Genomic DNA, 2,262 nt, shown 5'->3' with positions numbered 1-2,262 from the left:
CTGCTCAAGCAAGTCACGCAAGCGGACGGCAGCTGGACCCTCAACACCTACGACGACGCCCACCGGCTCACCGACGTCAGCAGCTCGGACGGCAACAGCGAGCACTACGAACTCGACAACGCCGGCAACCGGCTCACCGAGAGCTACTACAAGGGAACGGACCCGGCCACCAAGGTCTTGGTCAAGACGATCACGCGCACCTACGACGCATTGGGACGCCTGCAAAGCGTCTCCGGGCTGTAGTGATCAGCGTCCCAAACTTTCTCGGATTGGTCATGACTCAGAATAAATTGGTTTATGTCGTGACAAATATTTTATCCATCTGCTTTCCAAATATCTCAATAATGCCCACCATATGAAAATGCACAGAATACTTCTTGCGGCCGCGATTGCTTTTGCCCCAACTTTTTCCTATGCGTTTGCAGATGCATCTTCCTGCCGGCAATTGGGTGGCTTGCGGTCTTGCTTCCCTGCGAAACCGATAAATTGGTCATCGACTGGTGGGTACTGCCATGAAATTGTGGGGAATGGTAGCGAGTCACTTGAAAGCGTGAATTCGATGTTTGACACATGCAATACCATATACCCTCCAGGCTGGGGTGGTGTCTGGTATATATATCAAATGGTCTATGACGATAGTCCGCTGAATAGTACAAGTTCTTATGATTACGCGGGGTATGCGGTGAACACATACCACGAGAGTCGTTACGACATCGCTCCGACTGTGCCAAATAGTCAGTTTGGCGTTTGGAGTCCTATCGTAAGAAGATATTGGGTTTGCGAAGGAGCGGCGCGCGGAAGCCTTACAATGTTTCGAAACACAGCAAGCACTGATCCAGCTGATATGTACTATTGCGGCTGCTCCGACTCTTCCAAAATTTTTTACAACGGCGCTTGTTATACAGCAATCGATGTGCGCCACGAACGGGATGGTAGCAGTTGTCCTGCTAATGTCGGCGGCCCCCCTGCGCCTCCTTCTGCAGGTGATCCCATATATCCACTTTCGGGTGGAATCCAATATGATGTATCAGTCTTTACGGGGTTGAGTAAGGATTTTGATATAAAGTATAGAAATACGCGAAATCTGCCTACGCCTCCGGATCAGACTGGGTTGAAGTTTAATTTTCTAGCCCCGGCGTCGTTTGGGTCATTGTGGGAAACGAGCTTTCACAAATCTCTCACCTTTGTTTCTAGCGGTAGCGCTGGCTCAATTCAAGTGGCGCGCGGCCTCGGGCGGTGGGTTTCCATGTTTCCATCTACCGTTGCTGGATGGTACGAATCTGACGGCGCCACAAAAGATAGATTGCAAGCCCTGCCGTGGTCCAATTACTTATATTTCGACTCGATTCGAAAATCTATTGAGGAATATGATTACTACGATGGCTCTCGGCAAATTGTTTATGCCGGCGGTGGACGGGTATCTTTGAATTTCAGTAAGGAAGCGTCGGCCGACGCGCCGGGTGGTGGCTACCTGCTGAGCGTGCAAGACCAATTTGGAAGATTGGTGAAGTTCAAGTACGACACTTCTGGCGTGATCACTCAAGTCACCAGGGTGGACGGGCAAGTCATTGATGCGGCCTACACGAACGGCAACCTATCGGCGCTCATTTGGCCGGACGGTAAGAACCTGCAGTTCGTGTACGACAAGCCCGGGCTGCCTTGGGCTTTGACAGGCGTGGTAGACGAAGACTCCTTGAGATTGACTTCGTTTTGGTATGACGATGTCGGACGAGCCGTGAGTACCGAGGAGGGAGCGGGATTGAATCGATATTCTGCCTCCTGGAATCAAGGGTCGGAGCCTGGCTGGAATATCACTGAAGAATTTGATGACGCCAAGAAGGTGGTATGGATTCATCATCGGTGGAGTGATGTTGGCAATGTCTATGTGCAAGGGCCAAATGGTTATTCGAGCACGTTGGGCTCTAGCACCGTGCAAGGCATGAGCTACGCCAGCACGCAGACCCAGCCCGGGGGCAGCGGCTGCAGCGCTGCCTCCAGCAGCCAAAGCTTCGACGGCAATGCCAACGTCACCAGCCGAGTCGACTTCGCGGGCAACCGAAGCTGCATGGCGTACGACACCAGCCGCAACCTGGAGACCGTGCGGGTCGAAGGCCTGAAGACAGCCGACACCTGCCCGGCCGACGTGGCCAGCTACACCGCCAGCAACCCCGGCCCGGCCAAGCCGCAGCGCAAGATCAGCACCCAGTGGCACCCGCTGTGGAACCTGCAGACGCAGGTGGTCGAGCCCAACCTCATCACCAC

1 protein-coding gene and 1 pseudogene are annotated in these 2,262 nt (G+C 53.6%); both read left to right on the top strand.

Annotated features, from left to right (window positions below):
* The coding region (locus tag LRH25_RS32490) for an RHS repeat domain-containing protein (RefSeq protein ID WP_310742457.1) at window positions 1-243 on the top strand (243 nt) is incomplete at its 5' end.
* Window positions 244-1,246: 1,003 nt separating this feature from the next.
* A pseudogene (locus LRH25_RS32485) lies at window positions 1,247-2,262 on the top strand (hypothetical protein); the annotation flags it as partial.

Source organism: Ideonella azotifigens (assembly GCF_021043325.1).
GTDB classification, from domain to species: domain Bacteria; phylum Pseudomonadota; class Gammaproteobacteria; order Burkholderiales; family Burkholderiaceae_C; genus Ideonella; species Ideonella azotifigens.
The sequence above is the reverse complement of the archived record's forward strand: the minus strand, read 5'-3'. Positions and strand labels throughout refer to the sequence as shown.